This window comes from Marinifilum fragile (assembly GCF_963677365.1).
Lineage (GTDB): Bacteria > Bacteroidota > Bacteroidia > Bacteroidales > Marinifilaceae > Marinifilum > Marinifilum fragile.
The window spans coordinates 1,937,095-1,959,112 of sequence record NZ_OY781962.1 but is presented as its reverse complement, the minus strand read 5'-3'; the positions used below and the strand labels follow the sequence as shown (position 1 = coordinate 1,959,112).

Annotated in this window: 24 protein-coding genes, 8 tRNA genes and 1 riboswitch; of the genes, 17 read left to right on the top strand and 15 right to left on the bottom strand. The window is 35.1% G+C overall.

Going from position 1 to position 22,018, the window contains the following annotated elements:
- Positions 1 to 127: 127 nt before the first annotated feature.
- Positions 128 to 1,015 (top strand): LytTR family DNA-binding domain-containing protein, encoded by an 888-nt coding sequence (locus tag ACKPCA_RS07785; RefSeq protein ID WP_321282302.1) that lies wholly within the window; start codon positions 128 to 130, stop codon positions 1,013 to 1,015.
- Between the two features lie 169 nt (positions 1,016 to 1,184).
- Positions 1,185 to 3,518 (top strand): TonB-dependent receptor domain-containing protein, encoded by a 2,334-nt coding sequence (locus ACKPCA_RS07780; protein ID WP_321282301.1) that lies wholly within the window; start codon positions 1,185 to 1,187, stop codon positions 3,516 to 3,518.
- Positions 3,519 to 3,633: 115 nt separating this feature from the next.
- Here the strand turns inward: ACKPCA_RS07780 and ACKPCA_RS07775 are convergent, their stop codons facing one another.
- Positions 3,634 to 4,143: a transposase gene (locus ACKPCA_RS07775; RefSeq protein WP_321282300.1), complete on the bottom strand. Its 510-nt coding sequence runs from the start codon at positions 4,141 to 4,143 to the stop codon at positions 3,634 to 3,636.
- 195 nt (positions 4,144 to 4,338) lie between these two features.
- On the bottom strand, positions 4,339 to 4,719 hold the full coding sequence (locus ACKPCA_RS07770) for a hypothetical protein (protein ID WP_306743032.1): 381 nt from the start codon (positions 4,717 to 4,719) through the stop codon (positions 4,339 to 4,341).
- A 778-nt stretch (positions 4,720 to 5,497) separates the two neighbouring features.
- Here ACKPCA_RS07770 and ACKPCA_RS07765 point away from each other — a divergent pair.
- Positions 5,498 to 6,241, top strand: a complete 744-nt coding sequence (locus tag ACKPCA_RS07765) for a DUF6261 family protein (protein WP_321282299.1) — start codon at positions 5,498 to 5,500, stop codon at positions 6,239 to 6,241.
- 315 nt (positions 6,242 to 6,556) lie between these two features.
- Here ACKPCA_RS07765 and ACKPCA_RS07760 read toward each other — a convergent pair.
- The 8 genes from ACKPCA_RS07760 to ACKPCA_RS07725 form a co-directional block, all read right to left on the bottom strand.
- A tRNA-Lys gene (locus ACKPCA_RS07760) sits at positions 6,557 to 6,629 on the bottom strand.
- A 38-nt stretch (positions 6,630 to 6,667) separates the two neighbouring features.
- Positions 6,668 to 6,740: transfer RNA gene (locus tag ACKPCA_RS07755), tRNA-Lys, on the bottom strand.
- 38 nt (positions 6,741 to 6,778) lie between these two features.
- A tRNA-Lys gene (locus ACKPCA_RS07750) sits at positions 6,779 to 6,851 on the bottom strand.
- A gap of 38 nt (positions 6,852 to 6,889) precedes the next feature.
- Positions 6,890 to 6,962, bottom strand: a tRNA-Lys gene (locus ACKPCA_RS07745).
- A gap of 38 nt (positions 6,963 to 7,000) precedes the next feature.
- Positions 7,001 to 7,073: transfer RNA gene (locus ACKPCA_RS07740), tRNA-Lys, on the bottom strand.
- A 38-nt stretch (positions 7,074 to 7,111) separates the two neighbouring features.
- Positions 7,112 to 7,184: transfer RNA gene (locus ACKPCA_RS07735), tRNA-Lys, on the bottom strand.
- 38 nt (positions 7,185 to 7,222) lie between these two features.
- Positions 7,223 to 7,295: transfer RNA gene (locus ACKPCA_RS07730), tRNA-Lys, on the bottom strand.
- Between the two features lie 39 nt (positions 7,296 to 7,334).
- Positions 7,335 to 7,407 (bottom strand) — tRNA-Lys (locus ACKPCA_RS07725).
- 366 nt (positions 7,408 to 7,773) lie between these two features.
- Here ACKPCA_RS07725 and ACKPCA_RS07720 point away from each other — a divergent pair.
- Both ACKPCA_RS07720 and ACKPCA_RS07715 read left to right on the top strand, forming a co-directional pair.
- Positions 7,774 to 8,583, top strand: a complete 810-nt coding sequence (locus ACKPCA_RS07720) for an SDR family oxidoreductase (protein ID WP_321282298.1) — start codon at positions 7,774 to 7,776, stop codon at positions 8,581 to 8,583.
- A 128-nt stretch (positions 8,584 to 8,711) separates the two neighbouring features.
- Positions 8,712 to 9,425, top strand: coding sequence for an RNA polymerase sigma factor (locus ACKPCA_RS07715; protein WP_321282297.1), 714 nt, complete (start codon positions 8,712 to 8,714; stop codon positions 9,423 to 9,425).
- 8 nt (positions 9,426 to 9,433) lie between these two features.
- Here ACKPCA_RS07715 and ACKPCA_RS07710 read toward each other — a convergent pair whose 3' ends face one another.
- Positions 9,434 to 10,444, bottom strand: coding sequence for a YitT family protein (locus ACKPCA_RS07710; protein WP_321282296.1), 1,011 nt, complete (start codon positions 10,442 to 10,444; stop codon positions 9,434 to 9,436).
- Positions 10,445 to 10,616: 172 nt separating this feature from the next.
- Between ACKPCA_RS07710 and ACKPCA_RS07705 the strand changes: the two genes are divergently transcribed.
- The 7 genes from ACKPCA_RS07705 (at position 10,617) to ACKPCA_RS07675 (ending at position 16,806) form a co-directional block, all read left to right on the top strand.
- Positions 10,617 to 11,165, top strand: a complete 549-nt coding sequence (locus ACKPCA_RS07705) for a 1-acyl-sn-glycerol-3-phosphate acyltransferase (protein WP_054720401.1) — start codon at positions 10,617 to 10,619, stop codon at positions 11,163 to 11,165.
- A 12-nt stretch (positions 11,166 to 11,177) separates the two neighbouring features.
- On the top strand, positions 11,178 to 11,960 hold the full coding sequence (locus ACKPCA_RS07700; RefSeq protein WP_321282295.1) for an amidohydrolase: 783 nt from the start codon (positions 11,178 to 11,180) through the stop codon (positions 11,958 to 11,960).
- 166 nt (positions 11,961 to 12,126) lie between these two features.
- Positions 12,127 to 12,501 (top strand): BlaI/MecI/CopY family transcriptional regulator, encoded by a 375-nt coding sequence (locus tag ACKPCA_RS07695; RefSeq protein WP_054720396.1) that lies wholly within the window; start codon positions 12,127 to 12,129, stop codon positions 12,499 to 12,501.
- A 58-nt stretch (positions 12,502 to 12,559) separates the two neighbouring features.
- Positions 12,560 to 14,326, top strand: a complete 1,767-nt coding sequence (locus ACKPCA_RS07690; protein WP_321282294.1) for a M56 family metallopeptidase — start codon at positions 12,560 to 12,562, stop codon at positions 14,324 to 14,326.
- Positions 14,327 to 14,427: 101 nt separating this feature from the next.
- Entirely contained in the window at positions 14,428 to 15,132 is a 705-nt protein-coding gene (locus ACKPCA_RS07685; protein ID WP_321282293.1) for an energy transducer TonB, read from the top strand.
- Between the two features lie 59 nt (positions 15,133 to 15,191).
- Positions 15,192 to 15,896, top strand: coding sequence for an energy transducer TonB (locus ACKPCA_RS07680; RefSeq protein WP_321282292.1), 705 nt, complete (start codon positions 15,192 to 15,194; stop codon positions 15,894 to 15,896).
- Positions 15,897 to 16,086: 190 nt separating this feature from the next.
- On the top strand, positions 16,087 to 16,806 hold the full coding sequence (locus tag ACKPCA_RS07675) for an energy transducer TonB (RefSeq protein WP_054720388.1): 720 nt from the start codon (positions 16,087 to 16,089) through the stop codon (positions 16,804 to 16,806).
- 76 nt (positions 16,807 to 16,882) lie between these two features.
- Here the strand turns inward: ACKPCA_RS07675 and ACKPCA_RS07670 are convergent, their stop codons facing one another.
- The gene (locus ACKPCA_RS07670; protein WP_321282291.1) at positions 16,883 to 17,542 is read right to left on the bottom strand and encodes a B3/B4 domain-containing protein; all 660 of its coding nucleotides are present in this window, start codon (positions 17,540 to 17,542) and stop codon (positions 16,883 to 16,885) included.
- A gap of 157 nt (positions 17,543 to 17,699) precedes the next feature.
- On the opposite strand from ACKPCA_RS07670, the gene ACKPCA_RS07665 reads away from it, so the two are divergent.
- Genes ACKPCA_RS07665 through folK form a run of 3 tightly spaced genes read left to right on the top strand, consistent with a single transcriptional unit; the run spans position 17,700 to position 19,170 of the window.
- On the top strand, positions 17,700 to 18,422 hold the full coding sequence (locus ACKPCA_RS07665) for an SDR family oxidoreductase (protein WP_321282290.1): 723 nt from the start codon (positions 17,700 to 17,702) through the stop codon (positions 18,420 to 18,422).
- Between the two features lie 9 nt (positions 18,423 to 18,431).
- Positions 18,432 to 18,794, top strand: coding sequence for a dihydroneopterin triphosphate 2'-epimerase (gene folX, locus ACKPCA_RS07660; RefSeq protein WP_321282289.1), 363 nt, complete (start codon positions 18,432 to 18,434; stop codon positions 18,792 to 18,794).
- 4 nt (positions 18,795 to 18,798) lie between these two features.
- On the top strand, positions 18,799 to 19,170 hold the full coding sequence (gene folK / locus ACKPCA_RS07655; RefSeq protein WP_054720380.1) for a 2-amino-4-hydroxy-6-hydroxymethyldihydropteridine diphosphokinase: 372 nt from the start codon (positions 18,799 to 18,801) through the stop codon (positions 19,168 to 19,170).
- On the opposite strand, the gene ACKPCA_RS07650 is transcribed toward folK, so the two are convergent.
- The 3 genes from ACKPCA_RS07650 to ACKPCA_RS07640 all read right to left on the bottom strand — a co-directional run bounded on the left by ACKPCA_RS07650 (position 19,155) and on the right by ACKPCA_RS07640 (position 20,450).
- Positions 19,155 to 19,556 carry a (deoxy)nucleoside triphosphate pyrophosphohydrolase gene (locus tag ACKPCA_RS07650; RefSeq protein ID WP_321282288.1) on the bottom strand — a complete coding sequence of 134 codons (402 nt, stop codon included), beginning with the start codon at positions 19,554 to 19,556 and terminating at the stop codon, positions 19,155 to 19,157. The genes folK and ACKPCA_RS07650 overlap by 16 nt on opposite strands.
- Positions 19,553 to 19,936, bottom strand: coding sequence for a C-GCAxxG-C-C family (seleno)protein (locus ACKPCA_RS07645; protein WP_321282287.1), 384 nt, complete (start codon positions 19,934 to 19,936; stop codon positions 19,553 to 19,555). Before ACKPCA_RS07645 ends, ACKPCA_RS07650 begins: the two co-directional genes overlap by 4 nt.
- 94 nt (positions 19,937 to 20,030) lie before the next feature.
- The gene (locus tag ACKPCA_RS07640; protein WP_321282286.1) at positions 20,031 to 20,450 is read right to left on the bottom strand and encodes a hypothetical protein; all 420 of its coding nucleotides are present in this window, start codon (positions 20,448 to 20,450) and stop codon (positions 20,031 to 20,033) included.
- 222 nt (positions 20,451 to 20,672) lie between these two features.
- On the opposite strand from ACKPCA_RS07640, the gene ACKPCA_RS07635 reads away from it, so the two are divergent.
- Both ACKPCA_RS07635 and ACKPCA_RS07630 read left to right on the top strand, forming a co-directional pair.
- The gene (locus tag ACKPCA_RS07635; protein ID WP_321282285.1) at positions 20,673 to 21,038 is read left to right on the top strand and encodes a hypothetical protein; all 366 of its coding nucleotides are present in this window, start codon (positions 20,673 to 20,675) and stop codon (positions 21,036 to 21,038) included.
- Between the two features lie 11 nt (positions 21,039 to 21,049).
- A riboswitch (TPP riboswitch) is annotated at positions 21,050 to 21,149 on the top strand.
- 96 nt (positions 21,150 to 21,245) lie between these two features.
- On the top strand, positions 21,246 to 21,947 hold the full coding sequence (locus ACKPCA_RS07630; protein WP_321282284.1) for a methyltransferase domain-containing protein: 702 nt from the start codon (positions 21,246 to 21,248) through the stop codon (positions 21,945 to 21,947).
- The last annotated feature ends 71 nt before the right edge of the window (positions 21,948 to 22,018 follow it).

Below are 22,018 nucleotides of genomic sequence, written 5' to 3'. Positions count from 1 at the left end.
AATTGCTGGTTGAATATCTTTTTGTCGTGCAGTTTTAGGATGAATTATCGTAGAAATTTGTGTTTGTCGATTTTCTGATATTATACTTATCTTTATATACTGTAAAACTTAATAGTAATTCCAAATTATGAACTATCTTGCTTTAAATTGGTTCAAACAGAAATTTCCACAAAATTACATTCTACGCAAGCCTTTTATCGGAATTATAATCGTTGCTGTATTTTGTTACCTGTTTACCATTTTATACAAACCTCGGCACACCAACAGTTCAGATCCGTTTAGTTATGAAGTTACAATGGCAATATATCTAATTGCTCTAATGCCACCGCTCTATATCACAATTAGAGCATTAAAATTATTGCCGGTTTTTAAGAACAAGGAGAGTTGGACCCTATTAAAAGAACTTGGATTTCCTTTAATACTTTTTCTGATTTTAGGTGTATGGAATTACTTTTTTGGATTTATAATGGAAAATACTGAAGGAAGATGGAATATTTATACTTTTCTGGATTCAGTAAGAAGTACGCTCATTACAGGTACGCTACCATACTTTCTGTTTACCATTCAAAATAGCAGGTATTTACTTTCGGCAAATGCTTGTGATCCTAATGAGAACAATAGTATAAATGAGCAGAGTGAACTGATCCACATCAATTCAAAATTAAAAAAAGGAGATATTCGTTTCAATCCTGAATCATTTCTATATGCGGAGTCAAATGGAAATTATGTGATTTTCTATTTTCTTAAGAATGACAAGATCGAGAAAGAAATGGTTCGAAATTCGATAGGAGACATTGAGAATCAGTTGAGTGAAATGCCGTACCTAATGAGAACACACAGGGCATTTATTGTGAATTTAAAAAAGGTAGTTCTTAAAAAAGGAAACAGTTCCGGCTATCGTTTAAAGCTTGTGGGAACAGACGCCGAATTGCCTGTTTCACGACAAAATATTACCAACTTCGATAAGATTGAACAGGATTTACAAAAATCTCAGCTTGCCATTCCTACCAATTAATTGCCATTTGTAACAAGTTTAAAATTGAGTTCAGAGAGGCTTTGTTCTTTGTCACAAAATCCTGATGTCTGTACCACAATTTTGCCTCTTGAGCCTTTATTTGCTGACTTTGCAATGAATATCAATTGTAAAAATAAACCAGTCAGGAAATATGAATTGTTACCATCTAATGAATTTAAAAAGATTATTGTTGTTGGCTTTTATTCTTCTAGTATGTGAAGTATATGCTACAGAAAGAAAACAAAAAATGCATGGGGTAGTATGTGACCAGAAGGATAAAAGTCCGATTGCATTCGCTACCGTTTCCTTGCATCAACAGAGAGATACCTCTTTGATAACAGGAACTACAAGCAATCAAGATGGCTATTTTGAAATCGACCAGGTAAAAAATGGGAGTTACCTACTTCGTATTAGCTTTATAGGATACCAGACATACATGCTGCCCATCAGGCTAGATAAGAATCATAATTTCAATTTGGGAACAGTTTCTTTACACGAGGAAACCATCCATATGGCAGAGACTGTAGTGGTTGGTGAGCGAATTAAAGCAAAGACTATTGATAACGGAACCAGTTTCTTGATGAATCAAAAAATCTACAGCAACTCCAATTCGGGGGTTGATATCCTGAAACATGTTCTGGGAGTTCAGGTAGATTTGATGAAGAATATCAATTTGGAAGGCAGTTCGAACATTAAAATATTGGTGGATGGAAAGGAGCGTGATAAGCAATACCTGGAGCAATTGGATGCCAGGCAGATTGATAGAGTAGAAATCATTCGAACACCGGGAGCAAAATATGATGCGAGTATAACTGGTGTAATTCATGTCATTCTAAAAGAAAGAGAGGTTGGGATGAGTGGACATATTTTTTCTGAAATTCCTACCAATGCGCAGGAAATATTCCTGGATCCAACTTGTGGGTTGAACTACAACAATAGGAAATTGAATTTATACACTTCATACAACGGAAATCTACGTTATTTCGACAATACGGAAGAGAATACCAAAATACTAAATACTCAAAATGGATTGCATACTTTTTACTCAGCCTTGGATATGAGGCAAAAAAACTGGAAACACAACATCCATATAGGGGCCGATTACTATCTGGATTCGCAAAATCAGTTCAGTTTGTATGCCTTTCTTTGTCCGGAGAATCAGAGTTTTGAGGGGAAATCAGAAATGGAGGGAAGTACCAACGGGCAGATCAATTTGCAAGAGACAAGTGCCAGGCTAGAGAAAAACGATTACATTTTGTCGCATTATTCCATGTATTACAAACATCTGTTTCACAGGAAAGGAAGAGAGATTGCTTTCGATTTAAATTACTTTCGATTGCGAGGGGAGCATACAATCTGGTACGAAAATCAGGAAAACACGGAACTTAATGGAATAAAACCCCAGAATCAGTTTGTTGGCTTTCGTATGGATTACACTTCTCCTGTTGGATCGGATTTAAAAGTGGATGCAGGATGGAAGAGTCAGCTGCGAAAAATGGAAGATCGCAATTCCACAGAATTTAATTACCAGGAGGATATACATGCTGCATACATGGCATTATCAGGTAAAAAAAATAGAATAAAGGCCAGCATTGGATTACGAGGCGAGTATTCTTACACGGGTTTAAATGCGGGCGAGAAAAATGATGAAATTTCCTTCCTGCCTAACCTTCAATTGACTTGGCAAGTTTCCAAGAAGCAAAGTTTTCGATTCAATTATCGAAAAAGCATCACTCGCCCACATGTATACCAATTATCGCCTATTGCTACCCGAATCGATCCGGTAAGTATCAAACGAGGAAATCCCGATTTGATTCCAGCCACTCATCATCACATTGGTTTGAATTATTCCAGCGCTATAGCCAAGAGCTATGTTTCTGTTCAAATGTATCACAGCATTTCAAAGGATTTGATACAGAACCATGCCTTTGTCAATCAAGAACATTTGTTGGAGAATAACATTGCCAATTTAGCAGACAGAAAGGAATATGGATTAAAGTTGAGTGCAGCCCTCAGTTTAGATAAATCCATTGGAATTACTCCTTACCTAAAAATGTATCATCGGTCTGACCGTCCAAATACATTGGCGCGACAATTGAATATTTCAGCGAAAAACAGTTCCGGGTACGAATTTGGCTGTTCATCGCGAGTGAACCTGACCCATGAACTTTCTGCCTCGTGTACTTTTCAATACATTAGTCCCACATACGATTTGCAGAACCGACGCTACTACAATGCCATCTACATGTGTTCGCTCAATCAGTCCTTTAAAAGCGGTTTGAAACTTGGAATCTCATCAACCATTCCGTTGAAAAAAGATTTTACCTATTCGGCAATAAGAAGTTCAGGACCAGATTACCATTTCAATACAAAAGGACAGGTGCATGTGTCGACCTTCTTTGTTCGTCTTCAGGCCAGCTACCAGTTTAAATGGGGGAAGCAGAGAGCCAAAATTGAAAGACAAAATAGAGTGGAGGAGGGAAAGCAGGATAAGGGGTTTTAGTCAAGGTAGTAGCATTGCATCTGGGGCATTCGTAATTGTAGATGTCTTGTTGGGACGTAGCACTGCTACGTCCTTACAGTGTGATATCTAACTGACTGTCATTTTATTATTGTTTTTATTTCCCCCATCTCTTTGGATTCATTCGAATGTATTCTTCAATTCTATCAAATTCTGGTTGATCACGAATTATTCTATCATGGAAGCGAGGCAGCCAATCAAATAAAAAATATCCATTCTGTCTGCACCATTTGGTTAATGCCGATTTATAGGATCGGATCACCGTCGATAAACTACCCGGTTTGGGTGCTATGGAAGACATGTATTGGTTTTTGCTTGTGTCGTTGGGACGTTGCAGTGCAACGTCCTTGCAATCCCCCACAATACCAATTATACCATGTATATGATCGGGCATAATAACAAATTCGCCCAATTCTACATGTTTATTGTATATGGCAATATTTTTCCAAAACTGTTCAGCCTGTTTTCCTATGGCTGATAACTGCACCTTACCATCAACAATTTTTCCAAAGAAAGCTTCTTTATCTTTAGTGCTGATGGTAACAAAATACCATCCTGGTTCTGAGTAATCATGCTTAGGTTTGCGAATAGATTTGCGGTTTTTCATTCCAAATGGGATGTTGTAGATGTTTTGATGTATTTGGTGTAGGGACTGCCGTAGGGACGTAGCACTGCTACGTCCTTACTCTACCTGTATATTCGTTGGTTTAATCTTTTCGCTGTATTTTAAAAGTTTATTGTTTTTGTTACATTATCTTGTCGGGCGTCACCATCCTTAAGTTTTAACTTTTGTAGTGGGTAGTTATTTGTTAATTTCAGTAGGTTTAATTATTGGTTCATGTAATGAAAACACTGAAACACAATAATCGATTCCTTCAATAAGAAATTCTCTTAATTCAAACATTTCATCTGAGATTAATGAACGGGACTTTTCCTGATCTAACCACCCGCCTTCAGTTATTTCGAGAATCCAGTTGTCAGTTAAGGTCTTATAATTCCAATAGTCCATCATATCTCTTTCGTGTATACATTTAAAACCAAAGGGATTCTCAAAACGGATTAAATATTCATCTGCTTTATCTGCAGAGTATTTTATATCTAAATTATCAAGGTCATAATTAATTGCAAGAATTTCAGGAGTGATATACTTCTGAATAATTGTATGAAGTACTTTTGCTTTCAATTTGTTCCGTTTTTTTAGTTCAGTTTAATTACCCACTTCTTATTTGTGTATTGTATCAATCTTTAAAATTGACTTCTTGAATTTATAAAACAATAATTGCTAAACAAAATAAACAAATGGTAATCTTATTGTAAGGTTCAAAATCATATTAGGCATTTCTCAAAAAAGTACCTCCTGAATTGGTAGAGGAGCTCATTTTCCCAAAAAAGTACCTCCTCAATTGGCTGAGGAGCTTGTTTTCTCAAAAAAGTATCTCCTCAATTGACTGAGGAGCTTGTTTTCTCAAAAAAGTACCTCCTCAACTGGCAGAGGAGCTCGTTTTTCCAAAAATGTATCTCCTCAATTGGTTGAGGAGCTTGTTTTCTCAAAAAAGTACTTCCTCAATTGGTTGAGGAGCTCGTTTTCTCAAAAAAGTATTTCCTCAATTGGTTGAGGAATTCATCTTGCCAAAAAAACAATTTCTTCAATGAGGTGAAGAGCTTGTTGTCTCAAAAGCTTATTTCTTCGTTTTCTTTTAGCAAAGGAATGATTCAAAATTCCGGAGATTCTATTTTGTGAACTTGTAATTGTATTTTACGATAGGTAAGAGTGATGATGTTTTTAAGTAAATTAAATTTAGAGGTGTGAAATTATGAGAGTTTGTATTACTCCTTATATATAATAGGAATAGGTGCTTCGGTAAAAAATGTTAAAAAAGTTTTATTGCTTTACAAAATAAATTAAATTTATAATGGTTTTAATAATAATGCTGTTGGTTCACATCATAAAAAAATAGAATATGATAGAACAAATGAATTTTTCAAAGCTGCACTTAAATGAGTTTTTAAGTTACTGTGGCGAAATATCAACTTATCTAAAATCGATCGATAAGGAAGGATTACAAATTGTATCTGCTATTGATCAGTTTGCAGCCAGGTACGAGTTGGCTGTTGCGGTGTCGAACCGTGCTCGATCCAGTAAGTTTACGGATATGCTAAAAGCAAAAGACCATCGTCGTGATGAGTCTTACCTTGCATTTAGAAACTTGATTGAAGCATGCTCTCATCGAAAGAATGCAACAACTGCTGAGAAAGCAGAAAGTCTGTTGAGAATAATCAGGTCTCATGGATGGTCGTTACAAATTGAGAGTAGGGCAGATCAATCGGCTAAAATGACCAGTTTAATTAAAGAACTCAGCTCCGCTGAAAATACCAGTTTAATAGAAGGCTTGTCTGCTACCGATTGGTATCAGGATATGGTTGATGACAATGCAGAATATTTGAAACTGCAGGAAGATAAAACCATTGCTGAATCATCGGAAACGGAGTACGACACTTTAGAGGTGTACAAGAATTTAAGAGTGAGTTGTGAGCAACTTTTCGAGGGCATTGAGGTCTTGAATCGCATTGCTCCTAATGAAAAGTACGATCAGATGGAAGCTTTCATTAACGATTGTACACAGCGTTATCAAACCATAGTGAAAACACGCACTACCAAAAACGAAAACGCTAAAGAAGAACAAACTCAAGAACAGGAGGCATAAATAAAAAAAAGCAGAGGCTCCACAAATTCTCACGTAAACCCGCAAAAGTTTTAAAAGGGAATTAAGGGCCTCGGCTTATGGCAAAAATATAATCATTTTGTCAGTATTTATCTATCCTCTATAATTTTTATACCAACAGCATTTATCTTACGACGAAACCTCCTTTTTAACGAAAGGAGGTTTTTATTTTTTAGATGATTTAAAATTCGCTAATTCGGAATAGGAGAGAGAGCATAGACATCATATAAAGCTGTCTTTAAAATTTATAGCATAAAAAAGAGTCACCAATATTTTGGCAACTCTTCATTTCTTTAGTGATCCCTCTGGGGTTCGAACCCAGGACCCCAACATTAAAAGTGTTGTGCTCTACCAGCTGAGCTAAGGAATCATCCTGATTTTTTTATGAAAGACTTTGGTTGTCTTTAGTGATCCCTCTGGGGTTCGAACCCAGGACCCCAACATTAAAAGTGTTGTGCTCTACCAGCTGAGCTAAGGAATCATCCTGATTTTATTTGAAAGACTTTGGTTGTCTTTAAGTGATCCCTCTGGGGTTCGAACCCAGGACCCCAACATTAAAAGTGTTGTGCTCTACCAGCTGAGCTAAGGAATCATCCTGATTTTATTTGAAAGACTTTGGTTGTCTTTAAGTGATCCCTCTGGGGTTCGAACCCAGGACCCCAACATTAAAAGTGTTGTGCTCTACCAGCTGAGCTAAGGAATCATCCTGATTTTTTTATGAAAGACTTTGGTTGTCTTTAGTGATCCCTCTGGGGTTCGAACCCAGGACCCCAACATTAAAAGTGTTGTGCTCTACCAGCTGAGCTAAGGAATCATCCTGATTTTATTTGAAAGACTTTGGTTGTCTTTAAGTGATCCCTCTGGGGTTCGAACCCAGGACCCCAACATTAAAAGTGTTGTGCTCTACCAGCTGAGCTAAGGAATCATCCTGATTTTTTTATGAAAGACTTTGGTTGTCTTTAGTGATCCCTCTGGGGTTCGAACCCAGGACCCCAACATTAAAAGTGTTGTGCTCTACCAGCTGAGCTAAGGAATCATCCTGATTTTATTTGAAAGACTTTGGTTGTCTTTTAAGTGATCCCTCTGGGGTTCGAACCCAGGACCCCAACATTAAAAGTGTTGTGCTCTACCAGCTGAGCTAAGGAATCATTGTGTAGCCTTTGTTTTCAAAAGCGATGCAAATATAGAGTGATTAAATTTAAATCGCAAACTCAATTTTACGGAATTTGTAGGTTTTTAACCACAGAAACCAGCACGATTTAATTTATATCCTTGGTTCGTAAATTGATATAAAACCGAAAAGAAATTGAAAAAAAAATTCAAATTTTAAAAAACGGCTTTGTCTGCTTATGATAATGGCCTTTTTTGGTGAAAAAATGAGCAGAATTTGGTCTTCTTTTTAATTTCAAAAAATTGAAGAAGCTCCTAAAAAGCGTAAAAAATAATTCTAATTTTGTGATTCATTATCTAAGTTCATGCAAATGGACACAAAAATTGCAAAATAAATCTTCCTTATGAATGATAAAATCGTAGTGATTACCGGAGCATCATCTGGTATTGGAAAAGCATTGGCTTTCGAGTTTGCTTCTCGTGGATCAAAAATTGTGCTTGCAGCAAGAAATGTTGAAAAATTAAAAGAAGTAGAAGAGGAGATTCTTGCCAAAGGAAATGAAGTATTGTCGATAAAAACCGATGTTAGCATTGAGGAGGATTGTAAGAATTTAATTGTCAAAACCGTTGAAAGATTCGGCGCAATTGATGTATTGATTAACAATGCAGGAATTTCGATGAGAGCGATGTTTGCAGATTTGGAATTGTCGGTGATCAAACAATTGATGGATGTGAATTTTTGGGGTACTGTATATTGTACAAAGTATGCCATGCCTTATATTACCAAAGCAAAAGGTTCGATTGTGGGTGTAATTTCAATTGCAGGTTATATTGGCTTGCCAGCACGTACCGGATATTCGGCATCGAAATATGCAATTCGTGGATTCCTGGATACCTTAAGGGTTGAAAACCTAAAAACGGGAGTTCATGTTTTGGTGGCGGCTCCAGGTTTTACTGCATCTAATGTAAGAAATGTGGCATTAACCGCAGATGGTTCATCGCAGGGTGAGACTCCACGTGACGAAAGCAAGATGATGAGTGCCGAAGAATGTGCTCGTTTAATTGCCAATGCAGTTGTAAAGCGAAAAAGAGAGTTGATTATGACTTTTATGGAGGGTAAGCTAACAGTATGGTTGAAGAAATGGTTCCCGAGCTTGTTAGAGAAATTAACCTATAATCATATGGCCAAAGAACCTAATTCACCTTTGAAATAAAAAACGTAATTTGAAGCGAGTTTAAATACTCGCTTTTTTCTTGCATTTTGTAACATTTACAGGGCTTGCAAGTATAATTTACTTTTTGAAATCTGGTATTATTCGATACATCTACTACTACTTGACTAATGGATAAATCTCACTTCAATACTTTTATCTTTTCCAATGCGAACAAGATATATTACTATGTATTTTGTATTCTTAAGAATTATGAACAAACCATTCAAATTGTTGGGAAAACATTCGAGGAGTGCTGGCACAAAAGGAAAGTACTTTCTCATTCCGATTTGACTCCTGTTTTTAAAATTGCCAGAGATTTGGCAAAAAATGAAGTGAGTAGTAAAAGTGCATCAGGACGAGTTCCAAGTCAAAATGACGAAGTTGATCCAATGCTGATACGTTTTTGTAAGTTATTGGAAGAACTGGCTCCCATTCAAGCTGAGATCTTTTGTTTGCGTTCTTTGTTAAGAATGAGTATTGATGAAATATCAAAAATTGTGGGACTTGGAATAAATAATATACAATCCATGTTGGCCGAAGCTCGAAAATTAATTCGAGTAAAGGTTGATCCCGAAGGCATTCTAAAAGAATTTTCTTGTCATGAATTGCTAACCAAATACTATGCAGGAAGCACTAGCATAGAAGAAGAGGAGCAATTTCGTTTATATGTATCTCGAATGGATTTATCAGAAATTCCCGAAACAGATCGGGAATTGTTCGGCATGTTTTTAAAAATTGGAAATTCCGAAATTCCGATTTCTGATTCTGAGATTCTGTCGAATAAAATTAAAGAGCTACAAACTACCCAATGGGGTAAAATTGTAGCAAAATTTAAAAAGTAAGCTACTTTTTATACAGATTTATCATTTAGGGATTTGAACCCTTTCCCTAGAATCTCGTTGGTTTCCATTACGGTTACAAAGGCTTCAGGATCGATTGAGTGGATGTAATCCTGAAGCATCGATAGTTCACGGCGGTTAACCACCATGAAAATCATATTTTTTTCACTTCCGTCATACATTCCGGTTCCTTTTAAGAAGGTGCCACCTCTGTTCATATCTCCAATTACCTTGTTTTTGATCTCTTCGTATTTATCTGATACAATAAATAAAGCTTTTTCATAGGATGATCCTTGCAAGGTAATATCAGTAACTTTACCAATAATAAATAGTACTACCAGCGAATACAATGGAATTTGCCAATCGAGTTGGATGTATAAACAACTTAAAACGATTAGAAAATCGATATAGATAACGGTTTGTCCAAGAGGTGTTTTTGCAAATTTTGCAACCATCATTGCTAAAATATCCGAACCTGCCGAAGTAGCTCTGGCTTTTAAAATTAAACCCAAACCAAACCCTATAAAAATACCTCCGAAAATACAGGAAAGCAATACATCATCAACCAATGGGATTACGCCCCACCAAGCTGTAATTGTATCTAAAAACAAAGCACATAACACGAAAGACAGAATGGTTTTTACGCCAAACCGAGGTCCTAAAACTTTTATCCCAATAAGGCTTAAAGGAATATTTATTGCCAAACTTGCTATTCCAACTGGAATTCCTCCTCCAAACTTTCGAAACAAATCGTTTGAATAATCCATAAAGTGATATAGGATACTTGATATGAATCCGGTATAATCATCAGGATTTAATGTGCCAAATAACCCTTGAGGAAATAATCCTTGAGTCAATTTGTTGATTACGATACCGATTCCATAAATACTACCTGGAACCAAATCGTGAGGAACAATAAAAAATACAAAGCCAGCAGCCATGATAAATGCTCCGGCAATAACCAGTGAGTAATTATAAAACCATTTTCCTGAGAAAATTGCGTCTTTTTGTATAAAAGCCAAAGTGAATATGTTTTAGTGTGTAAGCTTTAATTTAATTGTAAGATTATGCAAAAATAAATAATTTTTAGGGGAATACTTTTCCCAATCTACGCTATTTTCAGAGATTTCTTTGAAGAAAGGTTGTTTTACAGACAAAGAATTGATTGCTTTGCATTAGATTCAATACAAAAATATGAGAGCAAGTATAAGTAGGCTGATCATGAGAATGTTCGGCTGGAAATATATTGGTGATATTCCAGAAGTAAAAAAAGCTGTAATTATTGCAGTTCCTCACACTTCCAATTGGGATTTTGTTTGGGGAAAGCTGGCTTTTCTGTCACACAATGTAAAAACTACGATTTTAATGAAGAAAGAACTCTATGTTTTTCCATTAAAATACCTTTTAAAGTCGTGGGGGGTAATTCCGGTTGATCGATCGAAAAAAGGGAATATGACAGATCAATTGGCCGAAGAGTTTTCGAAAAGGGAGTCCCTATATATTTCAATAGCACCAGAAGGTAGCAGGAGTTTGAGAACGGATTGGAAGAAAGGATTTTATTTTATCGCTTTAAAAGCAAATGTTCCAATTTATTTGGCAGAAATCAATTATGAGGATAAAACCTTAACTTGCGGAGAGCCTTTTTATCCAACAGGAAATGTTGAAGAGGATATGAAAATTATCAAGAGCAATTATATAAACTCAAAGCCAAAACATCCTGAAAGATTTTCTACTGGCTTGTAAATTTTGTTTGTTATGTCCGATCTGTTAAAAGTTAGCTTGGTTCAATCCGATTTGATTTGGGGAGATGTAGAAGCCAATTTGAATCATTTTTCTGAACTACTTGGAAAAATTGAAGAGGAAAATGATTTAATTGTCTTACCCGAGATGTTTACCTCTGGATTTTTAATGAAGGATAAAAATAAGGTAGCGCCATTTGCGGAGATAACAATTAATTGGATGCAGAAATGGGCTTCGCAGCTTCAGGCTGTAATACTGGGAAGCATTGTTGTTGAAGAAAATTCGGAATATTACAACAGGTTATATGTTGTAAATACTGAAGGAGTTTTAGCCCATTACGATAAAAGACATTTGTTTCGAATGGGAGAAGAACAAATGCATTTTAAGGCAGGAAATGAGCGTGTGATTTTTACGATTGGCAAATGGCGAATTTGTCCATTGGTTTGTTACGATTTGCGCTTTCCGGTTTGGAGTCGAGGAATTGATGAATATGATTTATTGCTGTATGTTGCCAACTGGCCTCAAGCCCGAAGAGAGGTTTGGAATACCCTGTTGAAAGCAAGAGCAATTGAAAATCAAAGTTATGTGATAGGTGTGAATCGGGTAGGAGAAGATGGTATGAATTTATCATACTCAGGAGATTCATCTCTTTTCGATGCCAAAGGAAAGCTTCTGGCAAAATGTGAAGATCATAAAACAATCATTCAAACTTACAACATAAGTTTGTGTCAATTGAATGATTTTAGGACCAAATTTCCTGTGCATCTTGATGCGGATTCATTTCAAATAAACAAGTAATAATATGATTACATCAAGCTATTCGGTAGCTTATTGATTTTATTGATGATTTTTATTCATCAAGATTGGAAAACTAAGAATATAGTTCTATATTTAAGTCAGAAGTCAAAAAATCAGATTTAACAAACAAAAACAAATTGTCCCACTTTAAATAATACAAATAATAATGAAAGAATTGACCAGGGCTGAAGAACAGGTGATGCAGATCCTTTGGGAACTTGAAAGTGCCTTTGTAAAGGAAGTAATTGAGCGCATTCCTGAGCCAAAACCAGCTTACAATACAGTTTCAACAATCGTTCGAATCCTTGAGAAAAAAGGATTTGTTGGGCATGTTGCATTCGGTAAAAGTCATAGATATCACCCATTAATTACCAAAAAAGAATACACTCGCAAATTCATGAAAGGATTTGTAAGAAATTATTTCTCGAATTCCTACCGAGATATGGTATCCTTCTTTGCAAAGGAAGAACAGGTAAGCTTATCGGAATTGGAAGAGGTTAAAAGAATGGTTGAAGAGCAAATTAAAAAGCAAAGCTCTTAAAATTTATCGGTGAATGGTAACAGGCGTAATTCTATATTTTTTACAATCAGCAATCTGCATGGCATTCTTTTATGCCTTGTATTGGTTGTTTCTGAAAAGGGATACCTTTTTCAGGATCAACCGTGTGTTCTTGATGCTGACTTTGGCCGCCTCGTTACTAATTCCATCTCTTAAAATACCTTTTCAGGTAGAAACAAATCCGGTGACATCTGATTATGCAATGCTTGATGCAGTAGTACTGACTTCTCAGCAATATTTGAGTGCAAATATGCTACAGGAAGTTGTGGTAACTGCTGATAATCATATTAATTGGTATCAATATATTGGATTTATTTACCTGATTGGATTATTACTACTGACGCTTCGCTTTGCCAAAAACCTAATTCAATTGTTTATTTGGACGAGAACGAATAATCGAATTCGTGAGAATGGAGTTCAGTTGGTAGTAATGAAGGATGATTATCCGCCATTCTCTTTCTTAAACGCCATTTTCATTAGCAATAAGGATTATAAAAAGCCAGGATTTGCATCAATATTGGCACATGAAAGAGTACATGTTGATCAGTTGCACACATTTGATCTTTTGGTACTGGAAGTGCTTACGGTGGTATTTTGGATTAATCCATTTGTTTGGATGTACAAAAGTTCTATTCAGGAAGTACACGAGTATTTGGCTGATGATAAGGTGGTAAATGGTTCGGTTAATCCGAATGAATACAAAATGCATATTGTCAATCAATTCGCAGGAGGCGATCTATTTCGATTGGCAAATAATTTTGGTCAATCAACATTGAAGAAAAGAATTTCGATGTTAGGCAAAATTAAAACTCCAAAGATTGCGTTGGTTAAACTTTTATTGTTGCTTCCAATTGTTTTGGTATTACTATCTGCCTTTGCTTTTACGATAGAAGAAAAGGAAAAACTTTCCCAAGATTTTTCATTTAATGAATTTATTCCTGATGGATTAAAGCAATTCTATTCTTTTTCAGACAGACAATATTCTACATACGATGAAGAATTGAAATTCGTTCATGGATCTGCTGTTAGCGGTATCTCAGCCTTAAAGTATAAGGAAGAAGTAAGTCCGAATCAAGTTTATAGAATTGCTGATGAAATGCCTGAATATCCTGGAGGTATAAATGTGCTGAAGAAGTATATCGCTAATGAAATGAGATATCCTAAGGCAGCAGAGAAGAATAAGATGGAAGGGAAAGTGTTTGTAAGTTTTGTTGTTGGAAAATCAGGGGAAGTTAAAAATGTATATGTAAATAAAGGAGTTTCCCCTGAGCTAGATAAGGAAGCGTTGAGAGTGGTAAAGGGATTGCCTAATTGGACACCAGGTAAGCACAAAGGCAACTTGGTGAATGTTGCTTATACATTACCAATTGATTTTAAATTGAAAGACTTTGCAGTTGAGCAACCAATAGTGATTAGAAAACCAGTTCTTGCGAGACTTAAAAATGCTTCGGATTATCATTCTGATAATTTAGCGAAATTGGAAAATTATAATCAGGAATATACCGTTGTTGAGAAAATGCCAGAATTCCCAGGCGGAAACGGAAGCTTAAGAAAGTGGGTTGCTAGAAATTTAAGATATCCGATCTTAGCTGCTGAGCAAGGTTACGAAGGGAAAGTATATGTGAAGTTCAATGTGAATAAAGATGGTAGTGTTTCGGATGCAAAAATTATTAAAGGCGCTAATGTGGAGTTAAATCAAGAGGCTCTTCGTGTTATAAATAGTATGCCTTATTGGATTCCTGGAGAGCAACAAGGAATAAAAGTTAAGGTGAGTTATACGATTCCTATTCGTTTTGCTTTGAAATAATAAAATTTTTTACGTATATTAACTAAGAAATTAGTTCTTATGACTAATTTCTTAGGAATAAAACCCAAAACCAATTTATTGTCTAACCAAAATTCAATGTTATGGAAGTAAAAAAAAATCCCCGCTACGATTTAGAAAAGAAAAGAGGAATGTTCTTGCAAATCGGTTTTTTACTGAGTTTTTTAATTGTTTTAGCTGCTTTTGAGTACAAAACACCAGTTACTAAAACCGAGGAATTGACCATGGATGTCCTTGAAGAAATGGACGAAATTATCCCAATTACTGTTCAGGATAAACCAAAACCCAAAGAGCAGCCAAAAGTAAAGCTGATGGAGTTAGCAGAACTTTTATTGGCAGATGATGACGAAGAAATTGAAGATCTTGAGATTGAAGATGCTGACTTATCAGAAGATGATGAATTTGCTATTGTTGCTGTAAATGAAGATGAAGAGGAAGTTGATGAAGATACGCCATTTGTGAAAGTAGAGCAGATGCCAGTTTTCAATCCCAAAAAGAACAAAACCTACGAACAGGGACAACGTGATTTGTTCATTACCATGCAAAAAATGGCTCGTTATCCTACAATTGCCCAGGAAAATGGAATACAAGGAAAAGTGTTTGTAAGATTTGTTGTTACCAAAACTGGTGAAATTGCTAACATTAAAGTGGTTCGTTCAGTTGATTCATCATTGGATGAAGAAGCCATTAGAGTGGTTAGTAACTTGCCTAAGTTTAAACCCGGTATGCAAAGAAATAAACCTGTAAGTGTTTGGTTTAGCGGATATATTTCGTTTGTGCTGCAATAATTTTTTTATAGATATTAACTAAGAAATTAGTTGTTATTGAACCTTTAATTCTAAGAGCTATGAAAGAGAAGAAGAATGCTAAATATAATTTGGAGAAGAAAAGAATCATGTTTTTGCAGTTTGGATTAATTTTCAGTTTTGCATTGGTTTTAACTGCTTTCGAATATGAGGTTCCATTTGAAGAACCTAAAGATGTTGTTCTCGAGGTATTGGATGATATGGATATGTTGATACCAATTACCTATCGTGAGCCTGAAAAACCTATTGAGCCGCCAAAAGTTAAAAAGATAGAATTGCTTGCGCCCTTATTGGTAGATAATGAAGAAGACGGAATTGATTTTGAGCCTGAGGATACATTTGGTGATCCTAATGATGAGGTACCATTAACAGTGATTGAGGAAGTTCCTGAAGAATTTGTTGAAGAAACTCCGTTTGCAGTTGTGGAACATATGCCAGTTTTTAATCCTGATAAAAATGAGAATTACAAAGAGGGTAATATGGATCTTTTTAAGACTTTGCAATCCTCCGTTAGATATCCCGTTGCTGCACAAGAATCATGTATTCAGGGAAGAGTATTTGTAAGATTTGTAGTGACCAAAACAGGTGAGATTTCTGATATTCAAATTACAAGATCAGTTGATCCATTGCTTGACAATGAGGTGATTAGAGTGTTAAAAAGCTTGCCAAAATTTAAACCTGGTATGCAACGATTAAAACCTGTTCCAGTTTATTATTCTGCTTTTGTGAATTTTAAATTACAATAAGCTGAAAATCAAAATGCAAACACCTGTATTGCCGAAACAATAAAGATTAAAATTCGTACTATATAATAAATAAAACGTTCTTTGAACTCATCCTCTCATGAGGTTAGTATTTTGGCATGATTCCAGTGGGAATCATGCTACAAATGCACCTGTTGTTGATTATAATTTGTTACCATAAAAATGAACAGCTATGATTCCTAAAAAGAATCCAAATGTTGATTTGGAAAAACGGAAATCCTTATTCTTTGAAATTGGGATGGTCGTGGCTCTGGCTGTAACCTTTGTTTCATTTGAATGGAGATCCAATGTAAAACAAGCTACCCAATTTACTTCGGAAGTCGAATTTACAGTTGATGAGGAAATGGTTCCGATTACCAGACAGGAAGAAATAAAGGCTCCACCCAAACTACCTCCTAAAATCAAAATTGCGGATGTTATTACCATTGTTGATGATGATGTTGAACTGGAAGAAGAATTAGAAATTGTCGAGGAAGAAATCAATCAGGAAACAGAAGTGGATATTCAGCCTATTAGAGAAGTTGTTGCGGAAGAAGAGGAAGAGGATGAAGCTCAGATTTTTGTGATTGTTGAAGAAATGCCAATCTTCCGCCCAGATATCTGTAAAACCCAAAAGGAGGGAGATGCAGAACTTTATCGACACATTTATAAGAGCCTAAGGTATCCTGTATTGGCTCAGGAAAATGGAATTACCGGTAGAGTATTTGTAAAATTTATAGTAGGTAAAGATGGAGGCATTTATGATGTGGAAGTATTGCGAGGTGTGGATCCTTCTTTAGATCAAGAGGCAATTCGGGTAATAAAGAATTTGCCAAAATTTTCACCTGGAAAACAGCGAGGTAAACCTGTAAACGTATCTTATACATCGGTAATTAAATTTGTATTACAATAAACTAACCTTAGTAAGAGGTGAAATTACTACACAGACTTGAAATGGAAGTCCGCATTTGATGTGCGGACTTTTTAATTTAGATGATTTGAGTTTCAATATTGTTTGCTTTTGCATGTTTTTGTAGTAATGAAACAGCAAAGTTCATTGCTTTTTGCAAATCAATATCTCCCTGAAAGCTTAAAATGATCATTAAAAATTGTGTACAGTTCTTGGTGATGGCTGTACGATTAGAATCGCTGGTAGGACTTCCAAAGGCTCCTAATTCATCTCTGAAAATGGGTAAGAATTCAATATTTAATTCTCCACGTCCTATTCCTTCATAGGGTTCATTTTTCTTGCCAATTCCTAACTGAACCTCACCATTTATTTTCTCTGCATTGTAACCACCAATAGAAAACCCACTGCTAATCGAAACTAGATTTAGAAGATCTACAACATTGTTAATTTTGTATAATCCTTTGCCACTTGCAACTCTTCTTAGTAAAGACTCGGCGGAAGGTCTATATCTGCTTGGATCTTTCCCAATTTTGCGATAACCTAATTTTGTGCTTTTTACACTAGGTAGCTGTCTTATTTTTTCAGGATCTAATTCTTTTTCCTTTCTCTCAATGAACTCATTGATTTCTTTCCAAAGTTCTGGACAATTTTCTAGTGTTTCAACATCACATTGAATAACTCCTAGTTTAAGATCAGGCCATATACTTTTAAGTTCCTCCTCAATTCTAATATTTATCATCTTTTACCTATTAAATTTCAGAATGGTTAAATCCAATGATCAAAAATAGGAATTATAAAATGATATTTTCTGTGAATCTTTAAATTATCTTATCATAAATTTCTTTAGCGATTGAATATTTTTTAATTTTAATGGAAAGCGATAAAAAACATCTGAAATGACAAAGAAAAATGTCCTAATAACCGGAGCAATAAAAAGAATAGGAAAAGAAGTGGCCGAACATTTGGCCGCTAAGGGATATAATATTGCATTGCACTACAACTCATCCAAAAAAGAAGCTCTTGAATTACAGGCAAAATTGATTAGTATTTATCCATTACAAAAATTCAAAATATTTCAATGTGACTTAAGCAATGAGGTTGAATTAGAACAATTGATTGATAGGGTGATGAAGCACTTCAAGCAATTGGATGTACTGGTAAATAATGCTTCGGTTTTTGATCCTGGTGTAATTCGCGAAACAGATGTAAACCTCTTTAACTTACAAATGGATGTGAATTTAAAAGCTCCATTCATTCTGTCGCGTGATTTTGTTTTAAATAACAATAAGGGATTAATTATTAATTTTTTAGATACTCGAATTTCAGGGTATTCAAATTCTCATGCCGCTTATTGCATTTCTAAAGTGGGATTAGCACATCTTACAAAAATGATGGCATTGGAATGTGGTCCAAGCATACGAGTAAATGGTATTGCTCCAGGTGCGACATTACCTCCTAAGGGAAAAGGAGAGGAATATTTAAAGAATTTGGCCAATAAAACTCCGATGAAAGTGCCGGGAGGTGTACAGCCAATTCTTCAATCGATAGATTACATTTTGGAAAACGAAAACTTAACCGGGCAGATATTGTACTGCGATGGTGGAGAACAACTCTTATAAAATTAGATTATGGCAATTATTCGCATTAAAAATTTACTGATTAGAACATACATTGGATTTAATCCTGAAGAACTAAGAAACAAACAGGATGTGGTAATTAACATGAGTATTAAAACAGATGTTAGTGAAGCCATTAGGAAAGATGATGTTGACAACTCGTACAATTATAAAGTGATTACGAAAAAGGTAATTGCTTTGGTACAGGAAGGCAAATTTAAAATGCTTGAAAACTTGACTCAGCAGGTTCTAGATTTGATCATGAAAAATCCCAATGTGGAGTGGGCAAAAGTTGAAGTGGATAAGCCACATGCGTTGCGATTTGCTGAATCTGTATCCATAGAACTTGAAGCGAACCGAATATCTAATTTATAAAAATATGAACTCGTGTATTATTGGAATAGGATCAAATATAAATCCTAATGAAAATATCAAAAGGATGTTATGTTTGCTCGCAAAAGATCATAGGGTGGGAAAGCACTCGTCTTGGATTAGAACTGCTCCAATTGGCATTACCGATCAGGATGATTTTATTAATGGAGCAGTTAAGATTGAAACACAACATGATATCGATGAGTTTCGAAATTACTTAAAACGACTTGAGGATAGGATGGGGCGCGATAGAAGTTTACCCAAATTTGGCCCAAGAGTAATTGACCTTGATATTGTAGTGTGGAATGGAGAAATTATAGATGAAGATTACCATACCAGAGATTTTTTGCGTGATTCAGTAAATCAATTGCTTGATTGAAAATGTTGAAGAAGTAAATCTACCAACTTGATATCGGCCGGAGCCCAATCTAGGTTTTCTAATTCATTGAAATGTACCCACTTGATATTTTGGTGTACTCTTTTTTGAAATTCGCCAGATACATGTTCAACAAAAAATGCTTTTAGGCAAACGATTTTACTGCCATAATTGTGAGTGTTCTCTCCCAGAAAGCCTGTTACTCTTGATTGAATGCCAAACTCTTCATGAAGTTCACGTACCATGCATGCTTCAGCAGTTTCGTTTGTTTCGATTTTTCCACCAGGAAATTCCCATTTCAATCCCAAATCATCGTGGTGATTTCTTTGTGCTACCAAAATAAAATCACCTTTTTGGATAATTGCTGCAGTTACCTGAATGGGTTTCATTCTGAATCCTTTTGTTCAGAATGAATTTCGTCCAGCAAATTGGCAGCCAGTTTTACCAGGTTTTTGCATGACATTGAGTAATTAAACCTGATATCGAAGCAAGTCAAATAATCTGATTTTTCTTGAAATCTTCTGGTGAACTCCTCTTTTAAATCAGGATTATCTTTAATCAGTTCCAAAGCAGCATAGTAGGCTCCACAGTATCCATTGGGTGCTTTACCATTACCATATTTGGCAAGCTCAACAATTTGATTGTTTGTGATTTGGTATTCCTCCTGAAATGCTTTAAATATTGCTTGTGCACAATTGTAATATCCCGGAGGTTTATGAAAATATTTTAAAGCGGTATCTGCTTTTGTTCTCTTATGGAAAAAACTCATTACAAAGGTTCAAGTTGGTTATCAACAAATGTAGCGGTTTCCAAAATGAAAGACCAAATAAATATGGTCTTTTACAACATGAACTTTGTCATGTTTAATATTTGCAACAATTAATTTTGTTTTCGATTATATTGATCTTATTTTCTAAACTTAAAGAGAACATTGTAGAATTTTCGGCTACAAAACGAAATATAATTAAAGATTTCTCATAATATTCGTTTGCAAGTGTTTTTTGTTCTTTAGCATTCTGTATTTCAGCTTCAGCATAAAATAATTCTGCTAACACCTGCAAATGTTCATCGGTATAGTTGTGTTCTTGCAATAAACTGTTGGTAAGTTTATCTTTTGGCAAACTCCTAAAGAAAGAAGCATCTTCTTTAAGAAAATCACGATATGCATTCTCAAGAATCTGAGATGCTTTTTTTGTGTTCTTTTTTTTCAATAAACCTAAAATTAGAGCGATCAATTCACCAATCATCTCAATCATTCTTAAAACATAGTCTCTTTGATACATTTTTCTTATTTAAATTTTAACCGATGAAGCCTAACCTGGATCAAAGTTCTTTTTTCCAAATTTACCAAAATACAAAATTACATCCTACTTATTGTTATGTGATAGTTTTAAAAAATATAATAGCATAATATGTTTGACTTTTAATTAATTCTATTGTTGAATATCAAATTTGTTTAGATGATATGATAAATGTATATTTAAGTCATAATAACTGATATGCATATGAAAACAACTGTTTGTTTATTGGCATTTGTACTAGTTTCTCTTTCTAGTTTTGCACAAGTATTAAATGATGAGGAATATCTGAGCAAATGGAAGGAATATAAGGAACAGAAAGCTCCTTTTAATTTTGATGTAAAAAAGGAAGAGATTATAATAGAGTGTTTTAAGGAGTTTGATAAGTCAAATTTGGGTAATTTAAACTACCAGAAAGAATCGTTTACAGTTGGACAGGAGATAATTGGAGTTACATTACATCTTACAGAAGCAATTTATGAAAGTGTTCGATATCACGAACGAATAGCCCAGGATCCAGCCAAATATTTTATTCCGGGTTATTATACAAATACAAGAGATTTCATGAAATAATTTTACCTTTGTCAACACGTTAGGGGTGCTTGAATCATTTATTCAGGCTGAGATTTTACCCTTTTACCTGATCTGCATAATAGTAGCGTAGGGAAACGATTTGTCTGATATAAATTATTACCATATAGATATAACCGTTTCACTTTCGTGGAGCGGTTTTTTTTTGTTTCCTACTGTTGTGCACAATACTTAAAACAAAAGCATAAAATGGGATCAAAATTTAATCAATATGCATCGGATTATGATGCATGGTTTTTGGAAAACGAAAATGTTCTTTATTCGGAAGTAAAATTAGTGGCACATTTCTTAGAAAATGCAGGAGATGTATTCTCGGTAGGATGTGGAAGTGGACTATTCGAAACCATTTTGGACAAAGAATTTGGCATAAGCATTAAAAATGGAATTGAACCATCAGAAGGAATGGCTGCTCTTGCCAAAGAGCGAGGCATAAATGTTGAAATTACGACTGCCGAGGAAATGGAATTGGGAGAGGAGAAATTCGATACGATTCTATTTAATGGTACACCAAGCTATATTACTGATTTACAAAAGGCTGTTGATAAAGCTTATGAAGCGTTACGTCCAGGAGGTAAAATTGTAATGATTGATGTACCCAAAGAAAGTTCGTATGGGGTTCTTTACAATTTGGCTAAATCAGTAGGTACTTGGGAACATGAATTATTAGGAGGAGTTCATCCCAGGGATCCATATCCAATAGAATTGGTAAAAGTTGCCAAGTGGAGAACGACTTTGGAGAAAATAGAAATGATTAAAAATGCTAACTTTAAGGATCTTCAATTTGCACAAACACTAACAAAGCATCCTCTGTATTCGAATCAAGTGGCCGAAGAACCAATTGAAGGATATGATTGTGGTGATTATGTGGCGATTTGTGCTGTTAAAAAATAGAAAGATGAAACGAGCATGATTAAAATAACTATTAAAGACTCACTACAATGATTATTTTAATCTTGAGACTT